This window comes from Stenotrophomonas sp. Marseille-Q4652, assembly GCF_916618915.1.
Lineage (GTDB): Bacteria > Pseudomonadota > Gammaproteobacteria > Xanthomonadales > Xanthomonadaceae > Stenotrophomonas.
This window is the reverse complement of record NZ_CAKAKE010000001.1, coordinates 1,549,499-1,572,337: the sequence shown is the minus strand read 5'-3', so window position 1 is coordinate 1,572,337 and position 22,839 is coordinate 1,549,499. Positions and strand designations below refer to the sequence as shown.

General features: G+C 67.3%; 19 protein-coding genes. 1 reads left to right on the top strand and 18 read right to left on the bottom strand.

Features of this window, described 5'->3' with window-relative positions:
• Positions 1–14: 14 nt before the first annotated feature.
• From LG380_RS07340 to rpsB, 18 genes are all read right to left on the bottom strand, one after another.
• On the bottom strand, positions 15–677 hold the full coding sequence (locus tag LG380_RS07340; protein WP_225764289.1) for an alpha/beta fold hydrolase: 663 nt from the start codon (positions 675–677) through the stop codon (positions 15–17).
• A gap of 334 nt (positions 678–1,011) precedes the next feature.
• On the bottom strand, positions 1,012–1,971 hold the full coding sequence (locus tag LG380_RS07335) for an acetyl-CoA carboxylase carboxyltransferase subunit alpha (RefSeq protein WP_225764287.1): 960 nt from the start codon (positions 1,969–1,971) through the stop codon (positions 1,012–1,014).
• A 73-nt stretch (positions 1,972–2,044) separates the two neighbouring features.
• Positions 2,045–5,632, bottom strand: coding sequence for a DNA polymerase III subunit alpha (dnaE, locus tag LG380_RS07330; protein WP_225764285.1), 3,588 nt, complete (start codon positions 5,630–5,632; stop codon positions 2,045–2,047).
• A gap of 120 nt (positions 5,633–5,752) precedes the next feature.
• A complete protein-coding gene (locus LG380_RS07325) occupies positions 5,753–6,466 on the bottom strand; it encodes a ribonuclease HII (protein ID WP_225764283.1) in 714 nt (237 codons plus the stop codon).
• Positions 6,463–7,722 (bottom strand): lipid-A-disaccharide synthase, encoded by a 1,260-nt coding sequence (lpxB, locus tag LG380_RS07320; RefSeq protein WP_225764281.1) that lies wholly within the window; start codon positions 7,720–7,722, stop codon positions 6,463–6,465. The genes LG380_RS07325 and lpxB overlap by 4 nt, the downstream gene beginning before the upstream one ends.
• Positions 7,719–8,510 carry an acyl-ACP--UDP-N-acetylglucosamine O-acyltransferase gene (gene lpxA, locus LG380_RS07315; protein WP_225764279.1) on the bottom strand — a complete coding sequence of 264 codons (792 nt, stop codon included), beginning with the start codon at positions 8,508–8,510 and terminating at the stop codon, positions 7,719–7,721. The genes lpxB and lpxA overlap by 4 nt, the downstream gene beginning before the upstream one ends.
• A gap of 10 nt (positions 8,511–8,520) precedes the next feature.
• On the bottom strand, positions 8,521–8,976 hold the full coding sequence (gene fabZ, locus LG380_RS07310; protein ID WP_225764278.1) for a 3-hydroxyacyl-ACP dehydratase FabZ: 456 nt from the start codon (positions 8,974–8,976) through the stop codon (positions 8,521–8,523).
• Positions 8,973–10,031 (bottom strand): UDP-3-O-(3-hydroxymyristoyl)glucosamine N-acyltransferase, encoded by a 1,059-nt coding sequence (gene lpxD, locus LG380_RS07305; RefSeq protein WP_225764277.1) that lies wholly within the window; start codon positions 10,029–10,031, stop codon positions 8,973–8,975. Before lpxD ends, fabZ begins: the two co-directional genes overlap by 4 nt.
• A 78-nt stretch (positions 10,032–10,109) precedes the next feature.
• A complete protein-coding gene (gene bamA, locus LG380_RS07300) occupies positions 10,110–12,539 on the bottom strand; it encodes an outer membrane protein assembly factor BamA (protein WP_225764276.1) in 2,430 nt (809 codons plus the stop codon).
• Between the two features lie 72 nt (positions 12,540–12,611).
• Entirely contained in the window at positions 12,612–13,970 is a 1,359-nt protein-coding gene (gene rseP / locus LG380_RS07295) for an RIP metalloprotease RseP (protein WP_225764275.1), read from the bottom strand.
• 26 nt (positions 13,971–13,996) lie between these two features.
• Positions 13,997–15,193, bottom strand: a complete 1,197-nt coding sequence (locus tag LG380_RS07290; RefSeq protein ID WP_225764274.1) for a 1-deoxy-D-xylulose-5-phosphate reductoisomerase — start codon at positions 15,191–15,193, stop codon at positions 13,997–13,999.
• Between the two features lie 2 nt (positions 15,194–15,195).
• The gene (locus LG380_RS07285) at positions 15,196–16,017 is read right to left on the bottom strand and encodes a phosphatidate cytidylyltransferase (protein ID WP_225764273.1); all 822 of its coding nucleotides are present in this window, start codon (positions 16,015–16,017) and stop codon (positions 15,196–15,198) included.
• Complete coding sequence (gene uppS / locus LG380_RS07280; RefSeq protein ID WP_225764272.1) at positions 16,014–16,772, bottom strand: polyprenyl diphosphate synthase; 759 nt, start codon at positions 16,770–16,772, stop codon at positions 16,014–16,016. Before uppS ends, LG380_RS07285 begins: the two co-directional genes overlap by 4 nt.
• 13 nt (positions 16,773–16,785) lie before the next feature.
• On the bottom strand, positions 16,786–17,340 hold the full coding sequence (frr, locus tag LG380_RS07275) for a ribosome recycling factor (protein ID WP_225764270.1): 555 nt from the start codon (positions 17,338–17,340) through the stop codon (positions 16,786–16,788).
• 93 nt (positions 17,341–17,433) lie between these two features.
• Entirely contained in the window at positions 17,434–18,162 is a 729-nt protein-coding gene (gene pyrH / locus LG380_RS07270; protein WP_225764268.1) for a UMP kinase, read from the bottom strand.
• A 110-nt stretch (positions 18,163–18,272) separates the two neighbouring features.
• A complete protein-coding gene (locus LG380_RS07265) occupies positions 18,273–19,796 on the bottom strand; it encodes a GGDEF domain-containing protein (protein ID WP_225766521.1) in 1,524 nt (507 codons plus the stop codon).
• A 134-nt stretch (positions 19,797–19,930) separates the two neighbouring features.
• The gene (tsf, locus tag LG380_RS07260; protein WP_225764266.1) at positions 19,931–20,815 is read right to left on the bottom strand and encodes a translation elongation factor Ts; all 885 of its coding nucleotides are present in this window, start codon (positions 20,813–20,815) and stop codon (positions 19,931–19,933) included.
• Positions 20,816–20,950: 135 nt separating this feature from the next.
• Positions 20,951–21,751: a 30S ribosomal protein S2 gene (gene rpsB, locus LG380_RS07255; protein ID WP_225764264.1), complete on the bottom strand. Its 801-nt coding sequence runs from the start codon at positions 21,749–21,751 to the stop codon at positions 20,951–20,953.
• A 307-nt stretch (positions 21,752–22,058) separates the two neighbouring features.
• Between rpsB and map the strand changes: the two genes are divergently transcribed.
• Entirely contained in the window at positions 22,059–22,838 is a 780-nt protein-coding gene (map, locus tag LG380_RS07250; protein WP_225764262.1) for a type I methionyl aminopeptidase, read from the top strand.
• Position 22,839 lies beyond the last annotated feature (1 nt).

Sequence of the window (22,839 nt, the reverse complement as noted above, 5' to 3'; positions counted from 1 at the left end):
CGGGTGGGAAACAGTCAGCCAGCCGCCACGAACTCTCGTTGCAGATCACCTCGTCCTTGCCGGCGACGACGATCGTGGTGGGCGTGCGGATGCCGGGGGGCGTAGCGCCACGATTCGTAGCGGTCACGCAGCAGCAGGCGCACCGGAAAGATCGGGAAACGCTGCTGGCCCAGCTCGGCGATGCTGTTGTAGGGCGTGATCAGCACCAGCCGCTCGCTGGGGCGGGCAGCGGCAAGCTGGATCGCGATGCCGGTACCGAGGCTGCGCCCCACTATCGTGACCCGGGTACCCGGTGCGGCCAGTGCGTCGTGCAGGGCGAGGGCATCGGCCACCAGATCGCGTTCGGTCGGCACGCCGGTGCTGCCGCCGTATCCGCGGTAATGCATCGCGTGGATGGCTGCCTGCGGGTAGACCTGCTCCAGCATCGGCAGGGTCAGGGACACATCCTCGGCATTGCCGCCGAAGTACAGCACCAGATGGTCGGACTCGCGCTGTGTGCCGCTGACCACGATGTCCGCGCCGGGCCGGGAAAAACGCCAGTTGGCTACGTCGCCGCTGCGCGGGGTGGGATGGTAGAGCAGGCTGCGGGCGTTGTAGCCGAGTACGCCACATGCCAGCAGGTAAAGCGTCGAGGCCGCGGTAGCGGCGCCGGCGACGATCCTCGAGGTCCTGTTCATGCTGCTCCATCCCGTGTTGTATGTCGCGATCATCGCCGGTGGCAGGTGGAGGCTGGGTGGGGATGGCACCCGCGCAGAAAAAAGCCGGCCAAGTGGCCGGCTTTGTCGTTCCATGGCGCCGCCTCAGCGGGCCGTTACCCAGATCACTGCGGTGGCGATGATCCAGCACACCGCGATGAACCAGGCCAGGACCATGTTCATGTCGATAAGGCGGCGGCGACGCACGAGATTGGATCCCCATTGCCACCAGCACCGGCAGTACGAACAGCGGCAGTGATTACATCCAGACCGGCATGGTTCGATCCCATGTCGTCCCGTCCGCGTCCGGCCGGCCTTACGCAGCCTCGTAGGCGCCGTAGCTGCGCAGGCGCTCGTAGCGCCTGGCCAGCAACTGCTCGACCGGCAACTGCTGCAGCTCCTCGAGCTCGTTGAGGATCACGGCCTTGAGCCGCTTGCCCATCTGCTGCGGATTGCGGTGGGCGCCACCGGTGGGCTCGCGCACCACCTTGTCGACCAGGCCCAGCGACTTCAGGCGCTTGGCGGTCAGGCCCAGCTGTTCGGCGGCGTCCTTGGCCTTGGCCGCGTCCTTCCACAGGATCGAGGCGCAGCCCTCGGGCGAGATCACCGAGTAGGTGCCGTATTCGAGCATCAGGGTGCGGTCACCCACGCCGATGGCCAGGGCGCCGCCAGAACCGCCTTCGCCGATCACGGTGCAGATCACCGGGATCTTCAGCTCGGCCATTTCCAGCAGGTTGCGGGCGATGGCCTCGGACTGGCCGCGCTCCTCGGCGCCGATGCCGGGGTAGGCGCCGGGGGTGTCGATGAAGGTGATCAGTGGCAGCTTGAAGCGCTCGGCCATCTTCATCAGGCGCAGCGCCTTGCGGTAGCCCTCCGGGCGCGGCATGCCGAAGTTGCGCATCACCTTGGTCTTGGTGTCGCGGCCCTTCTGGTGGCCGATGATCATCACCGGCTGGCCGTTGATGCGGCCCAGACCACCGACGATGGCCTTGTCGTCCGCGTAGGCGCGGTCGCCGGCCAGCTCCTGGAACTCGTCGCACATGATGCGGATGTAATCCAGGGTGTAGGGGCGCTGCGGATGGCGCGCCATCTGCGAGACCTGCCACGGGCTCAGATCGCGGAAGATCTGAGCGGTACGCACGCGCAGCTTGTTGCGCAGGGCGTTGACCTCGGCCTCGACGTTGACCGCCGGGCCGGTGCTGGCATTGCGCAGCTCCTGGATCTTGGCTTCCAGATCGGCAATGGGTTGCTCGAAGTCTAGGTAATTCGGATTCATCGGCAGCCGTCGCGATTAAAGAGGGAAGTGTAGCCGAACGTATCAGAAGACCCCGTACGCGCCCGTCCGGGCCTCAGGTGGCCCAAGGCGCGCCGTGCTTGGCCTTCAGCATGCGTACGGCGGGATCGGCGCGCAGCTCTTCCAGCAGTTGCGGGGTGACCCGCACGCCGTTGCTCCCGCCCAGGTCGAGCATGCCGGCGACGCAGCCCTGCGTCGAGCCGAGCAGCACGTCCAGCCGTACCGGCGTGCGGCCGGGACGGTGGGCGGCGAGGATCGCTTCGATCCGCGGCCACGCGCTGCGCTGGCGCAGGTCCACGCGCAGCGACAGGCGCAGCGCGTAGTCGGCGCAGACCTGTTCGTAGTCCCAGCACTGGCGGATGCGCAGCGCATAGCCGCCGTTGAACTCGTCCTCGCGCAGGCCACCCTTGACGATCAGGATGCGGTCGCGGGTGAGCAGGTGGCCGAACTCGGCCATCGCATCGGAGAACGCGCTGCACTCCACGCGGCCGCGGCCATCCTCCAGCTGCACGAACACCTGGCTGTCGCCCTTGCGGCGCACGCCGACCACCTGGCCGGCAAGGATCACCTGCGCCTCCTGGCGCCAGGCGCGCTTTTCGCCCTCGCGTGCCGGTTGTGCCGGGGTGACCAGCTTGTCCAGCGAACCCAGGTCGGTGCCGACCAGGTCCCTGACGTCGGCGCGGTACGGATCGAACGGATGGCCGGACAGGTAGAAGCCCAGCGTCTCGCGTTCACCGCCCAGCAACTGGCCCAGCGGCCACTCGCGGCTTTCCGGCAGGTCCAGCTGCATCCTGGCGCTGGCCGCATCCGGCGCGCCGAACAGCGAGTTCTGCCCGGCGGCCTTCTCGCGCGCCATCTGCTCAGTGGCCTTGAGCACCTCGGGCAGCTGGAGCATCAGCGAGGCGCGGTTCTTGCCCAGGCCATCGAGCGCGCCGCAGTTGATCATCGCCTCGAGCGTGCGGCGGTTGAGCTTGGCCGACTCGATGCGCGTGCAGAAATCCATCAGGTCGGTGTACGGCCCGTTGCGCAGGCGCTCCTCGACCACCGCTTCGCAGGCGCCCTGGCCCACGCCCTTGATCGCGCCCAGGCCGTACTGGATGGTGTCCGGCGTCGCCGCCTCGAACATGTAGGCCGAATCATTGACCCGCGGCGGCAGCACCTTCAGGCCGAGGTTGCGCACCTCGTCGAGGAAGCCGACCACCTTGTCGGTGTTGTCCATGTCCGAGGACAGCGTCGCGGCCATGAATTCGGCCGGGTAGTGACGCTTGAGCCAGGCGGTCTGGTAGGAGACGAGCGCGTAGGCGGCGGCGTGCGACTTGTTGAAGCCGTAGCCGGCGAACTTCTCCATCAGATCGAAGATCTCGTCGGCCTTGGGGCCGTCGACGCCGCCCTTGGCCGCGCCCTCGCGGAAGATCTCGCGGTGCTTGGCCATTTCGGCCGGCACCTTCTTGCCCATTGCACGGCGCAGCAGGTCGGCGCCGCCCAGCGAGTAGCCGCCGACGATCTGCGCCATCTGCATGACCTGCTCCTGGTACACCATGATGCCGTAGGTGTCCTTCAGGATGGCTTCGGTGCGCGGGTCCGGATAGACGATCTCCTCCTGGCCGTGCTTTCGCGCGTTGAACGAGGGGATCAGGTCCATCGGGCCCGGGCGGTACAGCGACACCAGGGCGATCAGGTCTTCGAAACGGTCCGGGCGCGCGTCCTTCAGCAGGCGGCGCATGCCGGAGGATTCGAACTGGAACACCGCGCCGGTGTTGCCGTTGGCGAAGATGTCCTTGTAGGTGGCCGCGTCGTCGAGCGGGATCGCGGCGATGTCCACCGGCGGGATGCCGGCGCGGGCGTGGCGCTTGTTGATCGCCTTCACTGCCCAGTCGATGATCGTCAGCGTGCGCAGGCCGAGGAAGTCGAACTTCACCAGGCCGACTTCTTCCACGTCGTTCTTGTCGAACTGGGTGACCGGGTTCTTGCCGCGGCCGCCCTCGTCGTGTTCGGCGTACAGCGGGCAGAACTCGCTCAGCGGCTCGGGCCCGATGACCACGCCGCCGGCGTGCTTGCCGGCGTTGCGGGTCAGGTCTTCCAGCTGCAGGGCGAGGTCGATCAGGTCGCGGACGTCGTCCTCGCTCTGGTAGCGGGCGATCAGCTCGGGGCTGGCCATCTCCGAGTCCAGGCCTTCCTTGCCCTTGCCCAGCGCATCCTTCAGGTGGATGCCGAGGATGTTGGGGATGAGCTTGGAAACGCCATCCACCAGGCCATACGGAAAGCCCAGCACGCGGCCGGCATCGCGCACCACCGCCTTTGCGGCCATGGTGCCGTAGGTGATGATCTGGCTGACGCGCTCGCGCCCGTACTTGCGGGCGACGTAGTCGATGACCTCGTCGCGCCGGTCCATGCAGAAGTCGATGTCGAAGTCGGGCATCGACACGCGTTCGGGATTGAGGAACCGCTCGAACAGCAGGTTGTAGGGCAGGGGGTCGAGGTCGGTGATCTTCAGCGCCCACGCCACCAGCGAGCCGGCACCCGAACCACGGCCCGGCCCGATCGGGATGCCCTGGTTCTTGCCCCACTGGATGAAGTCGGCAACGATCAGGAAGTAGCCCGGGAACCCCATCTTGATGATGGTGTCGAGCTCGAATTCCAGCCGCTCGAAGTAATCCTCGCGGGTCTTGCCCGGTGCCAGCGGATTCTTAGCCAGGCGCTCTTCCAGGCCCTCGCGCGACTGCTTCTGGATCCAGGTATCCAGCGTCTCGTCGTCGGGCACCGGATAGTTGGGCAGGAAGTAGGTGCCCAGCCGCATCTCGATGTTGCAGCGCTGGGCCAGCTCGAGCGTGTTGTCGATCGCGTCGGGAATGTCGGCGAACAGTTCGCACATCTGCTCGCCCGACTTCAGATACTGCTCGCGGCTGTACTCGCGCGGGCGCTTCGGGTCATCGAGCACGCGGCCGGTGGAGATGCACACGCGGGCCTCGTGGGCCTCGTAGTCGTCCGGCGACAGGAAGCGCACGTCGTTGCTGGCGACCACCGGCAGGCCGCGCTGGCCGGCGGCCATCAGCGCGAACTGGTTGAAGGCCTCCTCGCCCTCCCGGCCGGTGCGGGTCAGCTCCAGGTGCAGGCCATCGCCGAACACGCGTTGCCAGTCGGCGAGCTGCTGCTCGGCCAGGTCATGGCGACCGTCGCGGGCCAGGCGCCCGGCCAGGCTGTCGCGGCCGGCCAGTGCGAACAGGTTGTGGCAGCTGTCCTTGAGCCATTGCGGATGCACGGCCACGCCGCCCTCGGGGCGGTGACCTTCCATCCAGGCGCGGGTCAGCAGACGCGACAGGCTCAGGTAGCCCTCGCGGTCGCGGCACAGCAGGGTCATCCGCCACGGATCCTGCTCGCCATCGCTGATCACCACGTCGGCGCCGGCGATGGGCTTGATGCCCACGCCTTCGGCGGCCTTGTAGAACTTGACCAGGGCGAACAGGTTGTTGAGGTCGGTCACCGCCAGTGCCGGCAGGCCGAGTTCGACCGAGCGCGAGAGCAGGTTGGCCTGCTTGGCTTTCTTGGGATCAGCCTGATCCGGCTTCGCCGGGACACGGATGGTCGAATCCGCCAGCGAAAACTCGGTGTGGACGTGGAGATGGACGAAGCGGGAAGTGGACATGCCGAACCAGAATGGTGCCCGGGCAGGGTAGCGGTGGCGGCAGGTGCTGCCAAGGCTTGACAGGGCTGCTGGGGAAGGGCCGGGAACGGTTCCGGACCCTGCGGCAGGGGCCCGGCTGGATCAGGCGGTGGCGGCTTCGACCACGTCGATGGGTTCGGCCGCTTCGGCGATTTCGGCGGCCACCGGGGCCAGGCAGGCACCGACCGGGGCAAAGCTGCGGCGGTGGTGCGGGCACGGGCCACGGGTGCGCAGCGCGGCCAGGTGTGCCGGGGTGGCGTATCCCTTGTGCACGTCGAAGCCGTACTCGGGGTGCTGCTGGTGCAACTCCAGCATGAGCCGGTCTCGGGTGACCTTGGCCAGGATCGAGGCGGCCATGATCGAACGGTCCACCGCGTCGCCGCCGACGATGGCCTCGGCCGGGCAGGGCAGGCCCTTGGGAAGCCGGTTGCCGTCGATGCGGGCGAAGTCGGCCACGTGGGACACCGCCTCCACCGCACGGCGCATGCCGAGCATGGTCGCCTGGTAGATGTTGAGCTGGTCGATCTCCTCGACCTGCATCAGCACCACGTGCCAGGCCAGGGCGCGCTCGACGATGCGTTCGTACAGCACCTCGCGGCGGGCCGCGGTGAGCTGCTTGGAGTCGTCCAGGCCGTTGATGCGCGGGCGCGCCGGGTCGAACACCACTGCGGCCACGGCGACCGGACCGGCCAGCGGGCCTCGCCCGGCCTCGTCGACGCCGGCGACCAGGCGCGGGATGTTGATCTGCAGCGCGGCGTCGTCGAACAGGGCCAGCGAGCCGGGACTGGTGGCGGCGGGCTTGCGGCGCGAGGTCATGCCGTTGCACCACTGCGTGGGGTTGCAAGCAGTTCGGCCACCGCATCGGCGGCACGCGCCGAGGCGTCCTGGCACAGCTCGCGGTGCAGGCGGTCGTACTCCGGCTGCAGCGCCTGCACCTGCTGCGGTTGTTCAAACCAGCGCAGCAGGGCGGCCGACAGGTTTTCCGGCGTGCAGTCGTGCTGCATCAGTTCCGGGGCCAGGTCCTTGCCGGCCAGCACGTTGGGCAGGGCGTAGCGGTCGACCTTGAGCAGGCCCAGCGCCTTGACCAGGCGGTAGGTCAGTTCGGCCACGCGGTAGCCGACCACCATCGGCCGCTTGACCAGCATGGTTTCCAGCGTCGCGGTGCCCGAGGCCAGCAGCACCACGTCGGCGGCGACCATGGCGGTGCGCGCCTGGCCGTCGATCAGGTGCGAGTGCGCCACCGGCAGGGCCGAGGCCGACAGTTGTTCAGCAATCACCGCGCGGCAGGCGGCATTGGCTGCCGGTACCACCACATGCAGCCCGGGGATGCGTTCGTGTACCTGCCAGGCGGCTTCGAAGAAGTCATTGCCCAGCCGGGTGACCTCGCCCAGGCGGCTGCCCGGCAGGACCGCCAGCACCTTCGCGCCGGAGGACAGGCCGAGTTCGGCGCGGGCCCGCATGCGGTCGCACTCGCCGGGAATCTCGTCGGCCATCGGGTGGCCGACGAAGCGCGCGTCGATGCCGTGGCGGGCGTAGATCGGCGGCTCCATCGGGAACAGGCACAGCACCAGGTCGGCGCTGGCACCGATCTTCTCGGCGCGCTTCTCGCGCCAAGCCCAGACCGACGGACTGACGTAGTGCACGGTGCGGATGCCGCGCTCCTTGAGCCACTTCTCCACGCCCAGGTTGAAGTCGGGTGCATCGATCCCGATGAACACGTCCGGCTGCCACTCCAGCACGCGCTCGCGGTACTGCCTACGCAGCTTCAGCAGGCGCGGCAGGTGGCGCAGGATCTCGGCCAGGCCCATCACCGACAGCTCGCTGGCGTCGAACCAGGTCTCGCAGCCAGCGTTGCGCATCGCATCGCCACCGATGCCGGCGAACTGGGCATCGGGGAAACGCTCGCGCAGCGCGTTGACCAGGCCGGCACCGAGGCCGTCCCCGGATGCCTCCCCAGCCACCAGGGCGATACGCAGCGGACGACCGCCGCCGTTGCCCGGCACCGGTGCCGGCCCAACGACGCGGACGTCAACGCGAGGATCGACGGCAACAGGCGGGACGCTGGTGTTCATCGCAGCAGCGGACGCTCGGTGCTCTCGATGAACTCGAGCAGGCCGCGCACGTCGTCGCTGGTTTGCGCCTGTTCGGCCAGCTGCTGCTTGGCCTCGGCCAGCGGCAGCCCGGCCACGTAGAGCGTGCGGTAGGCGCGCTTGATCGCCGAGATGCGCTCGGCATCGAAACCGCGGCGCTTGAGGCCTTCGCTGTTGATGCCGCGCGGGCGGCCCAGCGAATCGCTGCCGACCATGGTGAACGGCGGCACATCGCCGTTGGTCAGCGCGCCCATGCCGATGAAGGCGTGGTCGCCGATGCGGCAGAACTGGTGGGCACCACCGAAGCCGCTGATGATCACCCAGTTGCCGACGGTGACGTGGCCGGCCAGCGTGGTGTTGTTGGAGAACACGCAGTTGTTGCCGACGTGGCAGTCGTGGGCGATGTGCACGTAGGCCAGGAACCAGTTGTCATCGCCGACGCGGGTGATGCCGCCGCCGCCACCGGTGCCGCGGTTGATGGTCACGAACTCGCGAACCAGGTTGCGATCGCCAATCACCAGCTCGGTGCGCTCGCCGGCGAACTTCTTGTCCTGCGGCTCGCCACCGATCGCGGCGTGGCCGATGAAGCGGTTGTCGCGACCGATGCGGGTCGGGCCATGGATGCTGCAGTGTGGACCGATCTCGGTGCCGTCGCCGATCTCGACGTCCGGCCCGATCAGGGTGAAGGCGCCGACGCGCACGTTGGCGCCGAGCTTGGCGCTCGGGTCGATGACCGCGGTGGGGTGGATCAGTGGGGTGTTGTCACTCATCTCGGATCCCTTACTCGCGGGTGCCCGCGCACAGCACTTCGGCGTGGGCCACGACCTCGCCGGCAACCTTGGCCTCGCCGTAGTACACGGCCATGTTGCGGATCACGCGCTTGACCTGCACGTGCAGCTCGAGCACGTCGCCCGGCACCACCTGCCTGATGAAGCGCACGTTGTCGACCTTGACCAGGTAGAACAGCTTGGACTGCGCATCGCGCCCCAGTGAAAGCTGGGTCAGCACGCCGCCGGCCTGGGCCAGCGCCTCGATGATGAGCACGCCCGGCATGATCGGCTGCCCCGGGAAGTGGCCCTGGAAGAACGGCTCGTTGAAGGTCACGTTCTTGTGCGCAACGATGCGCTTGGCCTCGACGTCCAGCTCCACCACCTTGTCCACCAGCAGGAACGGATAGCGGTGGGGAATCAGGGTCTGGATGGTGACGACGTCGATCGGCAACTGCGGTGCGTTCATTCCTTCTCCTTGCTCACAGACAGGATTCGCCGTGCCAGGCTGTCCAGCTGCTTGAAGCGCGCGGCGTTCTTGCGCCACGTGCGGTTGTCGGTCAGGGGGGTGCCGGAGGAATACTCGCCCGGCTCGTGGATGGAGTTGCGGACCACCGAACGGCCGGTGACCACGACCTTGTCGCAGATCTCGAGGTGGCCGACGACGCCGACGGCGCCGCCCAGCAGACAGTAGCGGCCGATCTTGGCACTGCCGGCGATGCCGGTGCTGCCGGCGATCGCGGTGTGGGCGCCGATCTGCACGTTGTGCGCGATCTGCACCAGGTTGTCCACGCGCACGTCCTCGTCGAGCACGGTGTCTTCCAGTGCGCCGCGGTCGATACAGGTGTTGGCGCCGATCTCGCAGTCATCGCCGATGCGCACGCCGCCCAGCTGCGGCACCTTGATCCACTTGCCGGCGTCCATCGCCAGGCCGAACCCGTCGGCGCCTAGCACCGCGCCCGGGTGGATGCGCACGCGCTTGCCGAGCCGGACCCGGGTGACCAGGGTGACCCGGGCGATCAGCTCGCAGCCGGTGTCCAGCGCGCAGTCCTCGCCGATCACGCTGCCACTGCCGACGATGCAGTTCTCGCCGACCACGCTGCGCGCGCCGATGGTGACGAACGGGCCGATGTGGGCGCTGGCGGCCACGCTGGCGCTCGGATCGATCACCGCGCTGGGATGGATGCCCGGCTCGCGCAGCGGCATGCTGTCGAACAGCGCGGCGATCCTGGCGAAGCTGGTGTACGGGTCCCGGGCGACCAGGGCCGTGCCCGGCGCAGCGTCGGCATCGTCGGCGCGCAGCACCACGATCGAGGCGCGGCTGGCTTCCAGTTGCGGGCGGTAGCGCGGGTTGGCCAGGAAGGTGAGCTGCCCGGCGCCGGCGTTGGCCAGGGTGGCGACACCATGGATGGCAGTGCTGCCATCGCCATGGACGGTCAGGCCGAACTGGTCGGCGAGCTGTTGAGCGGTATAGGAGGGAGTATTCACGCCGCCAAGTTTAGCCGCTCCGGCAAAGGCGGACATGCGGCACCGGATGTAGGAAGGCGGATACGACAGGGCCCGGTTGCCCGGGCCCTGTCACGTTGCGATGGCGGTCGCCGGTCAGAACTGCCCGCCGAAGGTGAACTGCAGGCGTTCGATCTCGTCGCCTTCCTGCTTGCGCAGCGGGATGGCGTAGCTGATCGAGATCGGGCCGACCGGGGCGCGCCACAGCAGGGCCACGCCGGCCGAGGCACGCAGCTCCTTGGCCTTGAAGTTGTCCGTGCCGTTGTACACGTTGCCGACGTCGAGGAAGGCCGACACGCGTGCAGAGGGGCTGTCGAACAGCTTCGGGAAGTAGGCCTCGATCGAACCGACGGTCTTGAGCGAGCCACCCAGCGGCTGGCCGTTGTAGTAGCCGGCAATGGGCTCCGAACGCGGGCCCAGGGTGTTGTCCTCGAAGCCGCGCACCGAGTTGGTGCCGCCGGCATAGAAGTGCTCGTAGAACGGCAGGCCGGAAGCCCTCACCTGGCGGTGGTTGGCGGTCGGGTTGGTGGCGCAGTCCACGACCTGGGTGGTGGCACTGGTGGTGTCGGTTGCCGGGATCTCGTTCCAGCAGATGTCACGCACCTTGTCATCGCCGTACGAGTCGCCGTAGCCCAGCTCCAGGCGGGTGTTGATCACCAGCGCCGGAATGATCGGCCAGTACTTGGAGATCTGGTAGTTGAGCTTGTAGTACTCGGCGGTCGAGCCCGGCAGGGTGGTTTCCAGGCCCACGCGCTGGTAGGTGCCGCGGGTCGGCATGAAGTAGTCGTTGCGGGTATCGCGTGCCCAGCCCAGCTCGGTGCGCCAGGCGTGGAAGGTGCGCGTGCCCATCGCGTCGATGTAGTCGATGATCGACTGCGGCGTGCTGCCCTGGTAGGTGGTGATCTGGTTGCTGTCGATGCCGAACATCAGCGAGACGGTGTCGTTCTCGGTGATCGGCACGCCGAAGACCATCTGCGCGGCACCGTTGGTGCTGTTGTACTGCGCGGTGTTGAAGTCGGAGTAGTCCAGCTCGCGCCAGGACAGGTTGTAGCCCAGCGACACGCCCTCGTCGGTGAAGTACGGGTTCATGTAGGAGAAGCCGTACCGCTGCATGTAGCTGCTGCGCGAGGCCTCGACCGACACGCGGTTGCCGCCGCCCAGGAAGTTGTTCTGCGACAGCTGCACCGAGGTGGTCATGCCATAGGACTGCGAATAGCCCAGGCCGAACACGAAGCTGCCCGAAGTGGTTTCCTTGACGTTGTAGACGACGTCGACCAGGTCGTTGCTGCCGGTCACGGCCGGGGTCTCGACCTCGACGGTCTCGAAGTAGCCCAGGCGCTGCAGGCGGATCTTGGAACGGTCGATCGCGGCCTGCGAGTACCAGCTGTTCTCGAACTGGCGCATCTCACGGCGCAAAACCTCGTCGGAGGTGCGCGTGTTGCCCTTGAACACGATCCGGCGCACCGATACACGCGGGCCGGGGACGACCTGCATGTTGATGGCCACCGTGCGGTCGGCACGGTTGGTGGTCGGGATCGGGTTCACCTTGGCGAAGGCATAACCGATGTTGGACAGCGTGTTGGTGATGGCGTCGGCGCTGAATTCGAGCAGGGCGCGCGAGAACGTATCGCCTTCCTTCTGGAACACCATCTTCTCGACATCTTCCTGCGGGAGGATGGTGTCGCCGGTCACCTTGATCTCGGAGATCTTGTACTGCTCACCCTCGGTCACGCCGGCGGTGATGAACATGTCGCGCTTGTCGGGGCTGATCGAGACCTGGGTGGAATCGATGCTGAAGTCGACATAGCCGCGGTCCAGGTACCAGGAGTTGAGCTTCTCCAGGTCGCCGGACAGCTTTTCCTTGGAGTACTGGTCATCGCGGCGGTACCACGAGGCCCAGTTGTGCTCCCGCGATTCCCAGGTGTCCAGGATCGCTTCGGACGGGAAGGTCTCGGTGCCCACCAGGTTGATATGACGGATCTTGGCGGCCTTGCCTTCCTTGATCGCGATGGCGATGTCCACGCGGTTGCGGTCCAGCGGGCTCACCGTCGGGGTGATCTCGACCGTGTACTTGCCGCGGTCGTTGTACTGGCGGCGCAGTTCCTGGGTCACGCGGTCCAGGCTCAGGCGGTCGAAGGTGCCACCCTCGCTCAGGCCGATGTCCGACAGGCCCTTGAGCAGCTGCTCGGACTTGATGTCCTTGTTGCCGGTGACGGTCAGCTTGTTGATCGAGGGGCGTTCCTTGACCGTGACGACCAGGATGTCGCCCTGGCGGTCCAGCTGCACGTCCTCGAAGAAGCCGGTCTTGTAGAGCGCGCGGATGGTGTCGCCGACCTTGGTGTCGTCGATGGTTTCGCCGCGCTCGACCGGCAGGTAGGTGAATACCGTGCCGGAGGAAATGCGCTGCAGGCCGTCGACGCGGATGTCGCTGACGGTGAACGGCTCGGCCGCCTGCGCCAGGGCAGGAACGGCCAGGCTCGCAGCGAGGGCAAGGGCTAGCAGGCGGCGATTGGGAAGTCGCGTCATGTCACGTCCGGTTGGATTCGATTTCGGTGGTGCGGTAGATGCCGGCTTATGACGGCGACAGCATGTAAAAGTTCATCGCGGGAACAGGCCAAGTAAGTCGTTGTAGAACGCCAACCCCATCAGCCCGGCCAGCAACGCCAGGCCGATGTACTGGCCGGCGGCGACGGCGCGCTCGCTCAGCGGGCTGCCCTTGACCAACTCGATAAGGTAATACAGCAAGTGTCCGCCGTCCAAGATCGGGATCGGCAGCAGGTTGATGATGCACAGGCTCAGCGACAGCAGGGCCAGGAAATACAGGAACCAGTCCGCGCCGCGCTGGGCCGAGGCGTTGGCGACGCGGGCGATGGTGACCGGCCCGGAAATGTTCTGTACCGAGGCATTGCCGGTGAGCATGCGTCGCATCATGCCCAGCGAATCGCTGGCCATGCGCGCGGTTTCCTGGATCGCCACCGGCACCGCGGCCAACGGGCCGTACTGGCGGCGGGCATCGTAGGCCGGGGCCTGTCCGCGCTCGAACTCAATGCCCAGCACCCAGCGCTGCGGGTGTTCAGGGTCGGGATTGGCCTTCGGCGCGAACTCCAGGGCCAGCCGCTCGCCTCCGCGCTCGACCTCGATCATGCCCGGGCCACCCCGGTCGCCCAGCCGCTGGACCTCGGCCGCCACCTGGTCGGCGCCATCCACACGCTGGCCATCGACGGCGAGGATGCGGTCGCCCGGCTGCAGCAGGTCCTCGGCCGCACTGCCCGGGGTGACCTTGCCGACCAACGCCGGCTGGATCCAGAAATCCCAGCGCAGACCAGCCAGCACCGGCACCTGGCGTTCGTCGAAACCGGGCTCCAGCTGCGACAGCGGCAGGGTGCGGGTTGCGGTGTTGTCGTTGGCATCGCGCACTTCCACGCGCGCGTCCTGCCGGTCCATCGCCGCGGTGGTCAGCGCCATGCTGGCGTCGGCCCAAGTGAATACCTGCCGGCCATCCACCGACAGCAGGCGGTCGCCATGGGCGAAGCCTGCGGAGGCGGCCAGCCCCGTGGCACGGCCCACGGTGGCCGAATAATCCTGCTTGCCGATCACGAACACGGCCCACAGCAGGGCCAGGCACAGCACCAGGTTGGCGATCGGGCCGGCGGCGACGATGGCGATGCGCTGCCACACGCCCTTGTGGTTGAAGGCCTTGCCGCGCTCGGCCGGATGCACCGTGCCCTCCCGCTCGTCGAGCATCTTGACGTAGCCGCCCAGCGGGATGGCGGCGATGGCGAACTCGGTACCCTCGCGGTTGCGCCGTGACCACAGCGGCTTGCCGAAGCCGATCGAGAAGCGCAGTACCTTGACCCCGCAGCGTCGTGCTACCCAGTAGTGGCCGAACTCATGGAACGTCACCAGCACGCCAAGGCTGACGATCATCCACCAGACGGAACCAATGAAGTCACCCATGTGCGCGGCTCGGTTGGGGTTCGGGGTCAGGCATTGGGCAGTCGGGCGATGGCGTCTTCGGTGATCCGGCGGGCCTGCGCGTCGGCGGCCAGCAGGGTTTCCAGTGTATCGGCACGTGCGCAGGGCAGGGTGGAGAGGGCATGGTCGACCAGCGCGGGGATCGACAGGAAACCGATGCGGCCCTGAAGAAACGATGAAACCGCCACTTCGTTGGCCGCGTTCAGCACCGCCGGAGCGGTGCCGCCGGCCTCCATGGCGCGCCAGGCCATGCGCAGGCAGGGGAAGGCATCGAGGTCGGGGGCTTCGAAATCCAGCCGGCCCTGGGTGAGCAGGTCCAGCCCGGACACGCCCGATTCAATGCGCCGTGGCCAGCCCAGGCCCACGGCCAGGGTGGTGCGCATGTCCGGCAGGCCCAGCTGGGCCAGGGTCGAGCCGTCGATGAACTCGACCAGCGAGTGCACCAGGCTCTGCGGATGCACCAGCACGTCGATGCGCTCGCCGGGCACGTTGAACAGGTGGTGCGCCTCGATGACCTCGAGCCCCTTGTTCATCAGGGTGGCCGAGTCGACCGAGATCTTCGGCCCCATCGACCACTTCGGGTGGGCCACGGCCTGGGCCGGGGTGACGGCCTCGAGCTCGGCGCGGCTGCGGCCCCGGAACGGCCCGCCCGAGGCGGTGAGGATGATCCGGCGCACCCCAGCGCCCTCACTCGCATCGCGCGAGCGCAGGCACTGGAAGATCGCGTTGTGCTCGCTGTCGATCGGGATGATCTCGCTGCCGGCACGGGCAGCCTCGCGGGTCAGCAGCTCACCGGCCAGCACCAGTGATTCCTTGTTGGCCAGCAGCAGGCGCTTGCCGGCACGGGCAGCGGCCAGGGTCGAGGACAGGCCCGCGGCACCGACGATGGCGGCGACCACGGTGTCGCAGTCATCGCTCGCAGCCAGTGCGTCGATGGCCTCGGCCCCGGCGTGGGCCCCGGTAGGCAGTCCGGCATCGCGCAGGCCGTCACGCAGGGCGGGGTAGAGAGCCGGGTCAGCAATCGCCGCGTGGCGCGGGCGGTGGCGGACGCACAGCTTGAGCAGGCCGTCGACGTCGCGGCCGGCGGCCAGGATGCTGGCCTGCATCTGCCCGGGATGGCGGGCGATCACGTCCAGCGCCGAGGCGCCGATGGAGCCGGTGGCGCCGAGTACCGCGACCTGGCGCGGAGAGTTCACTGCAGCCATGGTCAGAAGCCGAAGATTTCCTTGCCCAGGGCGAACACCGGCAGGGCGGCGAGTACGCCGTCGATGCGGTCAAGCACGCCACCGTGGCCGGGAATGATGGTGCCCGAGTCCTTGGCGCCGGCATGGCGCTTGAGCATGCTCTCGAACAGGTCGCCAACGACCGAGGCCAGCACCGTTACCGCGGCGACGATCACCAGCCCGCCGATCTGCACAGGCTGCACGCCGGCGATCCAGCCGAAGGCCAGTGCCGCCAGCAGGCCGGCAACGAGACCGCCCACCAGACCCTCGATGGTCTTGTTGGGGCTCACGCGCGGGGCAAGCTTGTGCTTGCCGAATCGGCGGCCGGCGAAATAGGCGCCCGAATCAGCGGCCCAGACAATCGTCAGCGCGGTCAGCAGCCAGCGGTTGCCGTGGTTCTCGCCAGCGTGGACCAGCACCATCGCCGTCCAGGCCGGAACCAGTGCGAGGGTGGCGGCAGCCAGTTTGAGCACCTTGGCCGGGCTGTCGGGGTCGGCCCCGAAATTGAAGAAGCGCAGCCACAGCAGGAACAGCAGCCAGGCGCCCACGCCGACCAGGGTGGTCAGCTGGAACAGCACCAGGCTGCCGGCAGAGGCCCAGACCAGCAGCACCATCAGTGCCAGGTTCAGCGCCAGCAGGATGGTGCGGGGCAGGCCGTCGACATCGGCCAGGCGCAGCCATTCCCACAGTCCGACCAGAAGGACCAGCGCAGCCAGGACGGCCAACCACTGCGTGGGCAACAGGAGGATGGCGCAGATGGCCGCCGGGGCCATGATCAGCGCGGCAATGACTCGGGTCTGGGTCATGGGGATCGGGTCTCGGCCGCCGCGGCGGCGATCTGGGCGCTGGTCAGGCCGAAGCGGCGCTCGCGTCGGGCGTAATCATCCAGGGCCTGCTGCAGCACCCCGGCGGTGAAGTCCGGCCACAGGATGTCGGTGAACCACAGCTCGGTGTAGGCGAGCTGCCACAGCAGGAAATTGCTGATGCGGATATCGCCACCGGTACGGATGAACAGGTCCGGCGGCGGCAGGTCGGACAGTGCCACGCGCTGGCCGATCATCGCTTCGTCGATGTCCTCCGGCCGCAGGCGGCCGGCGGCGACCTCGCGGGCCAGTTCGCGGGTGGCATGGACGATGTCCAGGCGACCACCGTAGCTGGCGGCGATGCTCAGGGTCATGGCGGTGTTGCCGGCAGTGCGCTGTTCGGCCAGCTGCATGCGGCTGACGATGCCGGCCGAGAACCGCTCGCGCTCGCCGATGAAACGCACGCGCACGCCGCGCCGGTGCAGCTCGTCGACCTCGCGGTCGAGCGCGTTGAGGAACAGCTTCATCAGCCCCTCGACTTCCTCGGCCGGCCGGCCCCAGTTCTCGCTGGAGAAGGCAAACAGGGTGAGCGAGGCGATGCCGCGCTCCAGGCAGAAGTCGATGGTGCGGTTGACCGCACGCGCCCCGGCACGGTGGCCGATCAGGCGCGGGCGGCGACGTTGCTGCGCCCAGCGGCCATTGCCATCCATGATGATGGCAAGGTGCCGCGGCAGCGACGGGGCAGGACCCTGGGTCATTGCCGGCATCGGCTCAGACCGCCATCAGTTCCTGTTCTTTCTGCTTGACGACGTCGTCGACATCCTTGATCGCCTTGTCGGTGATCTTCTGGATATCGTCCTCGCCGCGCTTCTTGTCGTCCTCGCTGATGGACTTGTCCTTCAGCAGCCTGCCGATTTCCTTGTTGGCGTCCTGGCGGATGTTGCGCACGGCGATCTTGGCACCTTCGCCTTCCTTCTGCACCTGCTTGACCAGCTCCTTGCGGCGCTCTTCGGTCGGCGGCGGGAGGTTGATGCGGATGGTGGTGCCCAGGGTGTTCGGGGTCAGCTCGGCGTTGTACAGGCCCTTCTCGATCTCCTTGACCATGCCCTTGTCAAACGGGGTCACGAGCAGCGAGTGCGCGTCAGCGTTGGACACCGAGGCGACCTGGTTGAGGGGCGTGCTGGGGTTGCCGTAGGCGTTGACGGTCACGCGGTCCAGCAGTGCCGGCGAGGCGCGGCCGGTGCGGATCGAGGTGAGGGTCTGGCGCAGAGCGTCGATGCTCTTGGCCATGCGCGCCTGCGCATCTTGCTTGATGTCGTTGATCATCGCCGTAAATCCTGGGTGCTACTGGGAATCGGTCGATTATAGGCGAAGACGTGCATCGGCCGGACTCCCGGCCGGCGCATTCGCGGGCGGCGGTCAGGCGCCGGTACGGCCCTGGACCAAGGTGCCGATGTGCTCGCCGTGGAGGATCTTCAGCAGCTCGCCGGGCTGGCTCATGTCGAACACGCGCAGCGGCAGGTTGCTGTCGCGGGCCAGGGCGAAGGCGGCGGTGTCCATCACTTCCAGGCCGCGGTTGATCACTTCGTCATAGGTGAGCGAGTCAAAGCGCACCGCGTCGGCGTACTTGTTCGGGTCCTTGTCGTAGATGCCGTCGACCTTGGTTGCCTTGAGCAGGAGGTCGGCACCGATCTCGATCGCGCGCAGGGCGGCACCGGAATCGGTGGTGAAGAACGGGTTGCCGGTGCCGGCGGCGAAGATCACCAGGCGGCCCTTCTCCAGGTGGCGGATCGCGCGGCGGCGGATGTAGTCCTCGCACACGTCGTTGATCTTGATCGCGCTCATCACCCGGGCCTTGCCGCCGAGCTTCTCCAGCGCGTCCTGCATGGCCAGCGCGTTGATCACCGTGGCCAGCATGCCCATGTGGTCACCGGTCACCCGGTCCATGCCGCCTGCCGCCAGGCCGGCGCCACGGAAGATGTTGCCGCCACCGACGACCAGCGCGATCTCGGCGCCTGCCTGCTGCGCCTCCATCACTTCGGCGGCCAGGCGGTGGATGACCTTGGGGTCGATGCCGTAGTCCTCGTCTCCCATCAGCGCCTCCCCGGAAAGTTTCAGAAGGATGCGGCGGTGGGTGAGTTTGGACATGTTGGCCTCTGGGTACGGGAAACGCGGGGAATTCTAGCTGAAGGGGCGTCCCCTCGCCGCGGTGTTTTGCTGCAATGCAGCGACCCCGGCAATCGTTCCGGGGGTCCCGTTCAGCTAACTGCCGGGGCTGGGGATGCCTCGCGCTGCGGGCCGCGCGCAATGACGCGGTTGCGTCCCTGGTTCTTGGAGCGGTACACCACGTCGTCGGCGGCCTTGAGCAGTTCCTGCATGTCGGCAAAGCGCTCGTAGCCGCCATGGGTGGCCACGCCGGCGGAGAAGGTGACGAACAGCGTGCCGTCCTGCAGCGTGTGCATGGGCGTGGCGGCGAGCGTGGCGAGCAGCCGGCGCATCACGTCGAGCGCGACATCCTCGGGCGTGCCGGGCATCAGCACGATGAACTCCTCGCCTCCGAAACGGGCCACGGTGTCGCCCTCGCGCAGCGTCTGCTGCAGCTTCCCGGCGAATGCGCGCAGGACCTCGTCGCCGACCAGGTGGCCGTACATGTCGTTGATCTTCTTGAAGTCGTCCAGGTCGATGAAGGCCAGCGACAGCGGCGTATCGTCACGGCTGGCGCGGGCGAATTCGTGGTCCAGCACCACCTCGAGCTGGCGGCGGTTGAGCACGCCGGTCAGCGCATCGCGATGGGCCAGTTCGGCCATGCGGCTGGCGCGCTGTTCCAACTCCAGGGCGCGCTGCTGGCTGAGCATCAGGTCCTGCTGCTCGCGCAGGGTGCGCAGCATTGCCAGTTCGCGTGCATGTTCGATCAGGTTGGCGACCCGGGCCGGGGTCAGCATCGGTACCTCGAACAGCGAGCTGATGTCCGGCAGCAGCTCATCGATCTGGGCGATGACCTCGTCAAAGCGCGGGCAGGCCAGGTGCAGCTGCGCATCGGTCTGGCGCAGGGCGGTTTCGCGCGCGGCATCGGCATCGTCGGCGAACCAGATATCGCTGAGCCAGCGCGACAGCGCCACGCAGGCCTGGAAGGTGTCGGCCGGTGTTTCCGTGGATTCGCTGGCGGCGATCGCGTCCACCAAGTACTGCGGCAGGTTCCACTCCGATGCCACGGCGGCGCCGGCATCGGCGTGGGTGAAGCCCAGCTGCTCGCGTTCGAGCCGGACCAGGGCCGCGTTGGAGTCTGCCTGTGCCAGCAACTGCGGATAGCGTTCGGACTCGACCTGGAGCAGGGCGAGGATGCCGATGTCCTGCAGCAGGCCGGCCAGCATCAGCTCCTCGGTACGGCGCACGCCGCAGGCCTGGCCCAGTTGGCGTGCGGCCAGCGCGTTGAGCACGCTGCGCCGCCACAGCTGTCCGGCCATGCCGTTGCCGCCGCGCGGGTCCTGCTGCTGCAGGCACTGGCTGATGGACAGGCCCAGTGCCAGCTGCAGGGTGGCATTGAGGCCGAGCATGGGCAGCGCCTGGCCGAGGTTGTTGATCCGGCGGCGACTGGCGTACAGCGGGGAATTGGCAATGCGCAGCATGCGCGCGCTCAGTGCCATGTCCAGGGCGATGACCTCGGCGGCGCTGGCCAGGTCAGCTTCAGGATCCTGCGCAAGCTCGATCACCCGCATCGCGATGCCGGGCGGGGAGGGCAGGTTGCGGCACTGGGCCAGGGCGTCGATCAGCTCGGGAGACATGTGCGGTCGGCGGGTGCGTTCAGCCAAGAATACATCGGGGGCGCGACATGGAATCCATGTCGCGGCCTGCAGGAGGAGGATAAAAAAGAAGCCGCGGTTGCCCGCGGCTTCCTTCAATCACCGATGGCGACAGGTCAGACCTGCATCGCCTTGGCGACTTCGGCCAGGTAGTCTTCCTGGACCTTCTCGATGCCTTCGCCCACGACCAGGCGGGTGAAGCCGACCACGTCGGCGCCGGCAGCCTTGACCACGGCTTCCACGGCGCGGCCGTCGGTGTCCAGCACATAGGACTGGCCGTACAGGGTCACGTCGTTGACGATCTTGGCGGTCTTGCCGGCCATGATCTTTTCCAGGATTTCGGCCGGCTTGGACTTGTCCTTCTCGGACATCTTGGCCAGTTCGATTTCCTTTTCCTTGGCCACGAACTCGGCCGGCACGTCGGCAGCCTTGTTGTACGGCGGGTTCATCGCGGCGATGTGCATGGCCAGGCCATTGGCCAGCTCGATGCTGCCACCGGCCAGGTCGACCAGCACGCCGATCTTGCCGTTGCTGTGGACGTAGGTACCGACGGTGTTGCTGCCTTCGACCTTGACCAGGCGACGGATCTGGATGTTCTCACCCAGCTTCTGGATCGCGGCGGTACGGGCTTCCTCGACGGTGCCTTCGGTGCCGAAAGCGGCAGCCTTCAGGGCTTCCACGTCAGCGGCGCCGGAGGCCAGGGCGGCCTTGGCAACGGTGTCGACGAAGGTCTTGAAGTTGACGTCGTTGGCAACGAAGTCGGTTTCCGAGTTGACTTCGACCAGCACGGCCTTGCCACCTTCGGAAGCCACGCCAACGCGGCCTTCGGCGGTGACGCGGTCGGCCTTCTTGTCGGCCTTGGCGGCGCCGGACTTGCGCAGGGCTTCAGCCGCTGCGTCGATGTCGCCGTTGGTTTCCGACAGAGCCTTCTTGCACTCCATCATGCCGGCGCCGGTGCGCTCGCGCAGTTCCTTGACCAGGGAGGCGGTGATTTCAGCCATTGGAATTACCTCGCATATAGAAAGGGGTAGGCCGGCAATGGTTGCCGGCCCTTGTTACGTGGCCCTGTCAGTGGCGCGTGCCGGAGGGGCAGCGCGGCAGGGGAGCGGGTGCGGCTGGCGTACCCGCATGCCAGATCAGGCTTCGTCGCCCTTCTTGGCGGCCTTCTTGGCCGGAGCGCGGCGGGCCGGCTTGGCTTCTTCACCGGCTTCGGCGTCAGCAAAGTCTTCCTCGCGCACCGAAGCAGCGTTCGGGGCAGCAGCCTTGCCTTCCAGCACGGCGTCGGCGGCGGCACGGGCGTACAGCTGCACGGCGCGGATGGCGTCGTCGTTGCCCGGGATCGCGTAGTCGACCAGCTCCGGGTTGTAGTTGGTATCAACCACGGCGATCACCGGGATGCCGAGCTTCTTGGCTTCCTTGATGGCGATGTCTTCGTGGCCGATGTCGATGACGAAGATGGCGTCCGGCAGGCGGCTCATTTCCTTGATGCCACCCAGCGAGGCTTCCAGCTTGTCGCGCTCGCGGCGCAGACCCAGCACTTCGTGCTTGACCAGCTTGTCGAAGGTGCCGTCGGTTTCACCGGCTTCCAGCTCCTTCAGGCGCGAAACGGACTGCTTCACGGTGCGGAAGTTGGTCAGGGTGCCGCCCAGCCAACGCTGGTTCATGTACGGCATGCCGCAACGCTCGGCTTCTTCCTTGATCGCTTCACGGGCCGAACGCTTGGTGCCCAGGAACAGGATGGTGCCGCGCTTCTGCGCAACGCTGGAAATGAAGTTCATCGCGTCGTTGAACAGCGGAACGGTCTTTTCCAGGTTGATGATGTGGATCTTGCCGCGGGCGCCGAAGATGTACTGGCCCATCTTGGGGTTCCAGTAACGGGTCTGGTGGCCGAAGTGGACGCCGGCTTCCAGCATCTGACGCATGGTGACCTGGGGCATTGCAAAACTCCTGATGGGGAACCGGCCGCCGGAGAAGTGGTGGCGGTGCGCGAAGGGCGCTGGTTCCGGGGTTGGGCTTCCCTGACGCCTCCGTGGCCGAACCCCGCAAGGGGCACCCCGGCACGGATGGGGGGCGAAAGGTGTGGATTCACCGGTGACGTCCGGCGTTGACGGTTGCCTTGGCCCGGATGGGCTGCAGCTAGCCGCGGGATTGTACGCCCGGCCGGCGGGCCGGCGCAAATCGACGGATCGGTGGGAGGGGGAACGGGCGCGTTCAGGCTCGCCCGGATGGGTGATAATGGCACCCATGAGCGTGAATCTTAAAACCCCGGAAGAAATCGAGAAGATGCGCATTGCCGGCCGTCTGGCGGCCGAGGTGCTCGACATCGTTGCCCCCCACGTCAAGCCCGGTGTCACCACCGAAGAGCTGGACCGCATCTGCTACGAGCACATCACCAAGGTGCAGGGTGCGATTCCGGCCAACGTCGGTTACCGCGGGTTCCCCAAGACCGTGTGTACCTCGGTCAACAACGTCATCTGCCACGGCATCCCCAGCGAGGCCAAGGTCCTGAAGGACGGCGACATCGTCAACATCGACGTCACCGTGATCAAGGACGGCTGGCACGGCGACACCAGCCGCATGTACTACGTCGGCACCCCGTCGGTGATGGCCAGGCGCCTGGTCGAGACCACCTACGAGGCCATGTGGCGCGGCATCCGCGCGGTCAAGCCGGGCGCCACCCTGGGCGACGTTGGCCATGCGATCCAGGAATACGCCGAGTCCGAGCGTTTCTCGGTGGTGCGCGAGTACTGCGGCCACGGCATCGGCAAGGTCTACCACGACGAGCCGCAGGTGCTGCATTACGGTCGTCCGGGGCAGGGCCTGGTGCTCAAGCCGGGCATGACCTTCACCATCGAGCCGATGATCAACGAAGGCACCCGCTATACCAAGGTGCTGCCCGATGGCTGGACCGTGGTCACCAAGGACCGCAAGCTCTCGGCACAGTGGGAGCACATGATTGCCGTCACCGAGGACGGCGTGGACGTGCTGACCCTGTCGCCTGGCGCGACGATCCCGGGGCAATGAG

What these genes read in the sequence shown, in the direction of transcription:
- LG380_RS07340 (WP_225764289.1), bottom strand. Translation starts at nt 677, where the DNA reads ATGAACAGGACCTCGAGGATCGTCGCCGGCGCCGCTACCGCGGCCTCG.
- LG380_RS07335 (WP_225764287.1), bottom strand. Translation starts at nt 1,971, where the DNA reads ATGAATCCGAATTACCTAGACTTCGAGCAACCCATTGCCGATCTGGAA.
- dnaE (WP_225764285.1), bottom strand. Translation starts at nt 5,632, where the DNA reads ATGTCCACTTCCCGCTTCGTCCATCTCCACGTCCACACCGAGTTTTCG.
- LG380_RS07325 (WP_225764283.1), bottom strand. Translation starts at nt 6,466, where the DNA reads ATGACCTCGCGCCGCAAGCCCGCCGCCACCAGTCCCGGCTCGCTGGCC.
- lpxB (WP_225764281.1), bottom strand. Translation starts at nt 7,722, where the DNA reads ATGAACACCAGCGTCCCGCCTGTTGCCGTCGATCCTCGCGTTGACGTC.
- lpxA (WP_225764279.1), bottom strand. Translation starts at nt 8,510, where the DNA reads ATGAGTGACAACACCCCACTGATCCACCCCACCGCGGTCATCGACCCG.
- fabZ (WP_225764278.1), bottom strand. Translation starts at nt 8,976, where the DNA reads ATGAACGCACCGCAGTTGCCGATCGACGTCGTCACCATCCAGACCCTG.
- lpxD (WP_225764277.1), bottom strand. Translation starts at nt 10,031, where the DNA reads ATGTCCGCCTTTGCCGGAGCGGCTAAACTTGGCGGCGTGAATACTCCC.
- bamA (WP_225764276.1), bottom strand. Translation starts at nt 12,539, where the DNA reads ATGACGCGACTTCCCAATCGCCGCCTGCTAGCCCTTGCCCTCGCTGCG.
- rseP (WP_225764275.1), bottom strand. Translation starts at nt 13,970, where the DNA reads ATGGGTGACTTCATTGGTTCCGTCTGGTGGATGATCGTCAGCCTTGGC.
- LG380_RS07290 (WP_225764274.1), bottom strand. Translation starts at nt 15,193, where the DNA reads ATGGCTGCAGTGAACTCTCCGCGCCAGGTCGCGGTACTCGGCGCCACC.
- LG380_RS07285 (WP_225764273.1), bottom strand. Translation starts at nt 16,017, where the DNA reads ATGACCCAGACCCGAGTCATTGCCGCGCTGATCATGGCCCCGGCGGCC.
- uppS (WP_225764272.1), bottom strand. Translation starts at nt 16,772, where the DNA reads ATGACCCAGGGTCCTGCCCCGTCGCTGCCGCGGCACCTTGCCATCATC.
- frr (WP_225764270.1), bottom strand. Translation starts at nt 17,340, where the DNA reads ATGATCAACGACATCAAGCAAGATGCGCAGGCGCGCATGGCCAAGAGC.
- pyrH (WP_225764268.1), bottom strand. Translation starts at nt 18,162, where the DNA reads ATGTCCAAACTCACCCACCGCCGCATCCTTCTGAAACTTTCCGGGGAG.
- LG380_RS07265 (WP_225766521.1), bottom strand. Translation starts at nt 19,796, where the DNA reads ATGTCTCCCGAGCTGATCGACGCCCTGGCCCAGTGCCGCAACCTGCCC.
- tsf (WP_225764266.1), bottom strand. Translation starts at nt 20,815, where the DNA reads ATGGCTGAAATCACCGCCTCCCTGGTCAAGGAACTGCGCGAGCGCACC.
- rpsB (WP_225764264.1), bottom strand. Translation starts at nt 21,751, where the DNA reads ATGCCCCAGGTCACCATGCGTCAGATGCTGGAAGCCGGCGTCCACTTC.
- map (WP_225764262.1), top strand. Translation starts at nt 22,059, where the DNA reads ATGAGCGTGAATCTTAAAACCCCGGAAGAAATCGAGAAGATGCGCATT.